The 6,984-nt window shown below is 38.6% G+C and carries 6 protein-coding genes and 1 pseudogene; 2 read left to right on the top strand and 5 right to left on the bottom strand.

The features are described from left to right. The 4 genes and pseudogenes from ACEYW6_RS35355 to ACEYW6_RS35340 all read right to left on the bottom strand — a co-directional run. Window positions 1-205 (bottom strand): annotated as a pseudogene (locus ACEYW6_RS35355) (hypothetical protein); the annotation flags it as partial. Window positions 206-230: 25 nt separating this feature from the next. Continuing rightward, the gene (locus ACEYW6_RS35350) at window positions 231-431 is read right to left on the bottom strand and encodes a hypothetical protein (RefSeq protein WP_412983469.1); all 201 of its coding nucleotides are present in this window, start codon (window positions 429-431) and stop codon (window positions 231-233) included. Beyond that, window positions 424-750, bottom strand: a complete 327-nt coding sequence (locus ACEYW6_RS35345) for a hypothetical protein (RefSeq protein WP_412983468.1) — start codon at window positions 748-750, stop codon at window positions 424-426. The genes ACEYW6_RS35350 and ACEYW6_RS35345 overlap by 8 nt, the downstream gene beginning before the upstream one ends. 113 nt (window positions 751-863) lie before the next feature. Then, a complete protein-coding gene (locus ACEYW6_RS35340; protein WP_412983467.1) occupies window positions 864-1,757 on the bottom strand; it encodes a hypothetical protein in 894 nt (297 codons plus the stop codon). A 148-nt stretch (window positions 1,758-1,905) separates the two neighbouring features. Here ACEYW6_RS35340 and ACEYW6_RS35335 point away from each other — a divergent pair, with 148 nt between their 5' ends. Next, complete coding sequence (locus ACEYW6_RS35335) at window positions 1,906-2,133, top strand: helix-turn-helix domain-containing protein (RefSeq protein WP_412983466.1); 228 nt, start codon at window positions 1,906-1,908, stop codon at window positions 2,131-2,133. 446 nt (window positions 2,134-2,579) lie between these two features. Here the strand turns inward: ACEYW6_RS35335 and ACEYW6_RS35330 are convergent, their stop codons facing one another. Continuing rightward, a complete protein-coding gene (locus ACEYW6_RS35330; protein ID WP_412983465.1) occupies window positions 2,580-6,101 on the bottom strand; it encodes a caspase family protein in 3,522 nt (1,173 codons plus the stop codon). 46 nt (window positions 6,102-6,147) lie between these two features. On the opposite strand from ACEYW6_RS35330, the gene ACEYW6_RS35325 reads away from it, so the two are divergent. After that, complete coding sequence (locus ACEYW6_RS35325) at window positions 6,148-6,948, top strand: hypothetical protein (protein WP_412983464.1); 801 nt, start codon at window positions 6,148-6,150, stop codon at window positions 6,946-6,948. Window positions 6,949-6,984 lie beyond the last annotated feature (36 nt).

Raw genomic sequence — 6,984 nt, 5'->3', positions numbered from 1 at the left:
TAGAGCAACAAATTGAGTTCTCCCGTGTCACTGTGTTCTCAACTTGAGACTCCGGAGAGTTTTCTGCACCACTAAGCTCTTCAAGCAGAGATTGAAAATTTGGGTGTTCATCGTTGATTTCAATCTCAATTAAATCTCCGCTCTGTGCGACGATAGTTGCCCAATCGGGTAAAGTCTGTGCAATGGTTTTCGCGTAAAGTTTCATAATTTTGTCCTCTGGGATTAATAACTTAAAAATCCTCGGCAATCTCCAACAAAAAGCCGCGTCCCGTGTTCTGTACTTGCACCAGTTCTCTATCCAGCAGTGTTTGAATTACTGAATCGGAGAATTGGAATTGCAGACGATGCAGAGGCACACAACCACCACAAAGCCGAATCGAACGCAGCAAATGATTGGCTCTACGGTCAAAGCTGTCTGTAGAGTTAGCCATTGTTTGCACCCTTAGTTAATACGGTTAACTGTCGGTTGAGAATGCTTATCTGCTGTTGATAAAAGTCAATTTCAGCAGTGATTTGGTGGAATAATTCTTCTGGCGTGAGCGGTTGGATTTGATCCTCTTTCAAGTACGAGGTTTCATCAGAGTTTTTATTAGGCATCAGTACATAGCGCCAACCATCATCAAATTGTTCAGCTAATTCTGTACCGGATGGGTAGTAATAAAGTCCTAGAATCGTGCCTTGTTCTGTACGTTGATCCAAAGCAAAGCGTGGGTAGCCCCAGTGTTTGGGAATGGATATTGTGGGTTGCATAGATGAATAGGTGAATGAAGGGAAATAATCAGTGAGCAGTTACCAGTTACCAGTTATCAGTTAACAGTGTCGAATTTTGATAACTGTTAACTGTTTACTGATAACTGTTTGAATTACGCTGTGACTAACTCCGCTCTCTCCAGCAGCCGTTGCAATTTATCGCCAGTTAGCTGTTCTAACGGCTGATCTAAAAAATATTCCTTAAAAATGGATTTACCATCAGTAGACACGTCCACCATCGACAGCGATGTCTGCGACGGGCAAAGCCTACGCACAGCATCAAGCACCGAGTTAGAATACTGCTGCTGGACTGAATAACGCCTCTTCACCCACCAGTTCCCGTCAGTGCATCCGACTTGCCCCAGTTTCACGCCGTTGTTGTTGTAAATGCCATCATCGAGAATTTCAAACCCGTAATTCTGGCACTCGTTGAAGATATGCGCCATGATTTGGTTTTCAGTAGTAGAAGAGGACAAGGAGCAGGGTGCGGAGTGCAGGGGGGCAATTTCTTCTCCCTTGCTCCCTGCTCCCTGCCCCCCTGCTTCTTGGACTGGCAGCGTACCATCTTTGTGGTGAGTGCAGATGAAGCGATCGCAACGCATTAGAGTGTTGGCACGGAATATTTCTTTACCGTTGATCATGACTACCCAGCGTTGCGTTAAGTGGTTGTCGTCATAGCTGATGCTGGCTATCAGTTTGTTATCAGCGTAATATTCGTGATCGTCAAACGAGATTTCGACTATTGTGAGGGGTTCGGGAGCTATGGCTTGGGCTTGGTCAGCGATGTAACTGTCGAGTTCGGCTTGAGCAAGGGCTTGGTTGTCGGGGGCAGCGAGGGTGACTTTTTGAATCTTGCTTGACTGATAGCTAACAATGGCGGAAATCCAGGCATCCTTACAGCGTTTATCGCTTACTTTGACTGTGCAGCCGATTTCGCTGTAGATTTGCTTGAGACGGGCAATGGATTTCAGTTGCAGCTGTTGTTGGCTGTAGATTTGGTATGTCATGATTGGAAGGCTCTTTAATTTTAGGGCAAAAGAAGCGCTTCAGATTCGCAGTCAGGGGCGCTTCTCTTATATATCTATTATCCGCTAGTTAACTGCGCTTGTCAACTACGTCAATTAACTGCTATTTTATTGGTAGTACTATTCTGTTATGGATATGAAGGAGTTAAGGGAAAAAGCAGGGTTGCGAACAGTAGATGTGGCATCTAAATTGGGAATTGCCGAGTCAACTGTTCGTAACTGGGATATTGGGCGGCATACTCCCAGGTTGCCAATTGAGGACATTCCCATATTTTTAGAAGTGTACCAATGCACTCTAGAAGAAGTAATTGAGGCAGCAAAGGAAAGCAAAAGAAAGTTTGATGCTTTGCATAGCTGACATGAGTCTATTGGGTGCATTAACCCAGAAAAGCGAAGCCGCTTGCGGGCTAAATGTTGCGATTAGGACTTAAAGTAATATCTAGTAAATTACGGGAAAATCTATGTTAAAAATAGTTATAAAGTAATAATCTATACTTACAATCCTTAAAAGACGAGAAATCAGTAATTAACAGTGAAGCGAACGCACTTTGCCACTACCGACAAATCAACTTGAAAACATTGCGCTTATACTTATAATAAATACTTGTACTGGAATGCAGAAAAACATACGTTAACTGCGTTATGGGTTAGTTAACGAAGTGAAACAACTATTGGCGCGGCAGATAAAGGTACTGGCAAACGTGCTGATGATATTGTGTGACTAGATGGTAAAGGTTTTTGAGAGAGGTGAGAGTTTGCTTGCTGCTTGTGTTGTGATAAAAATTCTCGGCTAAAATTCTGCATTCATTGTTTAGAACTTTCTGATGTATCTTCTAGCAACATCCACAGTGCGTCAATTCCAAATACTCCTACATACTCTTTGTCCTGATGTTGCTCAATCCACTGATTTAATGCAGGAGCAACCAAATCAAACGTTTTACCTAACTCAACTAATGCATTGAAGACTTCAGAAATAAAGATCGAAGCACATTGGGGAGGATCTTCAGGGAAATTGCAAGGCAACAAATCAAGAGAAGTAAAAGTAAAATCTTTTAACAAGTCAAATAGTTGATTAAGAACGAAATAATGCTCAATATTCAGTTGAATTAAGGCTTTAGCTGCGCTTAGACGTACAAATATATGCTCATCCTTATGAAGTAGGAAAACTAAAGTACTTATAACATTTGGAGAGGGAGTTGTTAAATAACCTAACGCTCTAATAATATTACTACGCTCATACTGTTCACAAGATTCATCCTGCAACTTTTCTAGGAGTTTTATCTCAATAATTCGAGAATTTTTGCTTGCTTCTCCCAATTCTTTAGCTACATATTCACTGATACCATAATCCTCATAATCTAGCCGAATTATTAAATTATCTATTGCTACTTCAGAATTATTTATTAATTCCCCTAATAAGGGTCTTATTTCTGAATAAAGGGAATCAACTTCTTCCATTAATTGTTTATCAAATTCTTCCTTAGAAATATAATCATAATAGTCATCGTTGTCGGAAGATTCTAAAGTCAAAGCTACATATTCATCACGATAACCTAGTTCATTCAAAGCTTTAGCTATACCTAATTCCCCATGAAATTCAGAACGCAATTGCTTGATTAAAAAGTCAGAAATATTACTATATTTCGCAACTTTATTTAACATCTTTATTGTCCGCTCAAATGAATTTCGATTTTTAAGTAAAGGAAAAATTTCATTAACTGCCTCTTTATGACTTCCTAGTGTTAAGCGATACATCAAAATTTTATCTAAATCGATTGTCAACGCATAAAAATTTATAATTTGTAGAGCTTCTGATGCAAAACTAGTTCCACTTAAATTTAATAAAATATCAGGAATTTGTTTTTTTATTTTGAACCCTACACAAAAATCATTAGTAGCTTCCAATCTTACTAGTTGAGTCAAAATCTCTGTTACTAATTTGGCATTTTGCTTTCCCTGCTCCAACTGCTTCGGATTTTCTCCTAGACAACGCCCTGCAAATAGTAAATCTCGATGCAGCCATTGCTCATATTCACTTCTACTCTGAAGAATCGTCAGAATGGCATGTGTTACTTGGTTTCCAGTTAATTGTGCTACAAGCAGCAAAATCACTTCGTGCCAATATGAATTATGTAAATGTGACTGAATTTCACATGACAAAAGCTCTAGTTCACTATGTTCTTTAGCTCGATTACAAATATCTTCTGCGGTCAAATATTCCTGAAATGTTCTATGTACGAAGGCGTAGCATCTATCACCTTGTAAACATAATAAGCCAGCGCGATCCCGCACTATTTGATCTAAAAATCGCTCTGCCTCAGCTTTAGCTTGATAATATTTTATTCTTTTCTCTGTCTGAATATCCTGAATATATTTACTTAATTTTTCAACTAAAGTATCCTGTTCAATTAAGGTTCCTCCTTCTTGATTGTCTACTCCACCTTGAGTATGAATCCAATAAGCTAATTGTGCCATCAACCACCGTAAATCATCTTGTTTTAGATATTGTAATACTTTACAATTTTCTAATTCTTTGAAACTATCCCAACAATTAAGGAGGGTTTTAATGGCACAATCATAAAGCTCGCTTCTTTCTTTAGGTAACTGAGTTTGTTCTCGATGTATTAACAAAATAATTGTCAATAACAGGGGGTTTTGTGCAAGTATATTGATACGCTCGTTGCCAAGTATAGCTTTTCTTAAATTAGCTTTATAACGTTCAGCCTCTAATTTATTTAGGCAATAGCTATCGTACCAACGATTAATAAAGGTAACGATATGTCCATTAGGAAAAGGTTGAATGGAATATCGAGTAAATTTACCCGTTTCAAAATAGCGGCCAGGATTACCTATAGGACGAGAAGTAATAATAGCTCTATTCTGAGAATACTTTCCTAAAAATGCCTTAATAAGATCAACAATTTTTGGCTGTTGAGTTTTTTCTACTTCATCTAATCCATCAAAAAAGATGATGGCATATCCTTTTTCTAGCCAGGTTTCAAAAAAATTATTTGGCAATGTTAAATGTAAGCGATTTATAGCAAAAAATTGGGCAAAATCCAGAATGCTTCTATCGGGATGACGAGCTAAGTCTCGAATCTTAAAGACAATTGGCAGCCAATCTACATCATTTGATAGCCCAATGCTACTAGGTATAAGTTTGTGCTTATCAAACTTAAAATTATCTATTTTATTTGAAAGCTCCAATTCTGAATCTGGCTGTTGTCCACACAACGTTAAGACAAAATAACTAATCAAAGCTGTTTTTCCTAAACCTGGTTTACCTAACAACAAGACTTGTCTAGTTTGTTCGTCTTTAAACAATTCTTTAGCTGTGATTTTTTGTGCTTCTTTTTCATGCCCAACAACATCTTCTTCTAAAAGAGGTGTAACAAAAATGTTTATTAATTTTTTAGGCTGATTAACAACAGATTTTTCTATATCAATACCTGCAAATATAACATCGTCAAAAATCGTTCTTAGCTGCTTTAAGTAACTTTTTTTTGCTTCTTGTAACGTAGTTAGGTCACTTGGAATAGAATCTAAGTGTTTTTCTCCTTGACCGAGAATTAGTTTGATTGAGTGATCGGATCTCCTAATTTGTGGAATTTGAGGAATTTTTGTCTGTTCGTAGTATATTTTTAACTCCCTTTCCACAAAATCTGCCAGTGTCCGATCAGTTATCCAATCACGCTGTGGTATTTTACTAGGATCAAGCCCTTCTATCAGTGCCCCTGACAATACGCCATGTTTACCATTTAGCCGCGCATAAGCAACTTCTGAACTGTGAGATGCGGCAATTATGAAGCGCCTAAGTCCAGAAATCCGTCTTGGTAAATCGCTATCTTGAAATTCTAATAATTCTCCGCTATAGCAGCTATCCAACCAAATAATTTGCTCTTTTACAGGACTCTCCTCTAACAACTCCCACAAATCATTGAGCAATATGCTATTTTCCCCTGTTCCTTTAGTATCACTTGTTGCCAACGAGATTTTTCTCTTATTACCCAAAGAATTTAGCTGCTGTAATCCATGTCCAGCAAAAAATAATAGTGCCGTGTCTCGATTATTGTCTGAACAAAACAACTTGTTAATTTCTCGTGATAATTCCCCAAGAGATACCTGTCCATTTGGATCGACCTGTATTTTGCCATCAATCTCCCGCTTTGGCAGTCGTTGCACTTGAAAATTATCATCAGCTTCCAGCAGTTGCGCGATCGCTTCCGCATCCGTTGCTGGCGTAGTCAGGTGCTTGGCTTTACTTGTCGGTGTATCCTTTAAAAAAGGATATTGGTTGATACCAACTATAAGTGCTTCTCTTCTCATAGCTAAGAATTTTAACCGTATAAAGTATTACAAGCAACCTACTTCAATGAATTCTTCCGTTACCAAAACTCTACTAGCTCTGTTACTGGCGCTGAAAAAACTGGAAATTCCTTTGAGCGAAGATGAACAAGCACTTCTGCAAGATGTAGGACAGCAACTAGCTCTCGATCCTGATTACTGGGAGTTTATTGAACCAGAATTAATTATTATAATTCAGGCAAATTCTACTTTACATCAGCTTTTTGAAGCGATAAAAGTCAAATTAGACGCTTTAGACGGTCGAATCCCTAGAGAATTGTTACCAAGCCTAGCTTATTTAGAGAAAGAACTATTCGGAGAGACAAAAGAAATTATTACCTTTGATGGTCAAACCAAAGGTGAACCCAACAATCAACCAAACCCGGTAATTAGCCTTACCAGTTCCATCCTGCGTCTTTCCAACCAAGACCACACTGTTAAGCAGCTACCTTTTATACAAGAAATCTCCAACTATGTAGAAAACTATCGTTACTTTAATACTTACTTTGTTAACCCTGACGATGCCTGCGAGGGGCTACGCCATCACATAACTGTTCCACCCAGCGAACCCTTAATTCACGGACAGACTTATTTATTGCTTGTAGACATCAGCCCAGAACGAAAAGGAATAGAGAGTGAGCCGACTCCATTTCCAGATCAAGCCTTGGCTCAGGTGTGGAATGACTCGGAATCCCTACCTCTAGATTTAGTAGTAGCTTCTAAGGACTTTAATATTGATACAACTTTCAAAAAGCTAACCCTACCCCGCAGTGGTGCATCAGACAGTGTACCCGGATTTCTCACAAGTGCAAAAAAATTATTGAGATGAGTAAAATTTAGGAAAGGATATTTTATACATTAGTGG

The sequence above is a fragment of the Nostoc sp. UIC 10607 genome (genome assembly GCF_047228265.1).
In the GTDB taxonomy this organism is placed as follows: Bacteria; Cyanobacteriota; Cyanobacteriia; order Cyanobacteriales; family Nostocaceae; genus Nostoc; species Nostoc foliaceum_A.
This window is presented reverse-complemented; position numbering and strand designations above follow the sequence as displayed.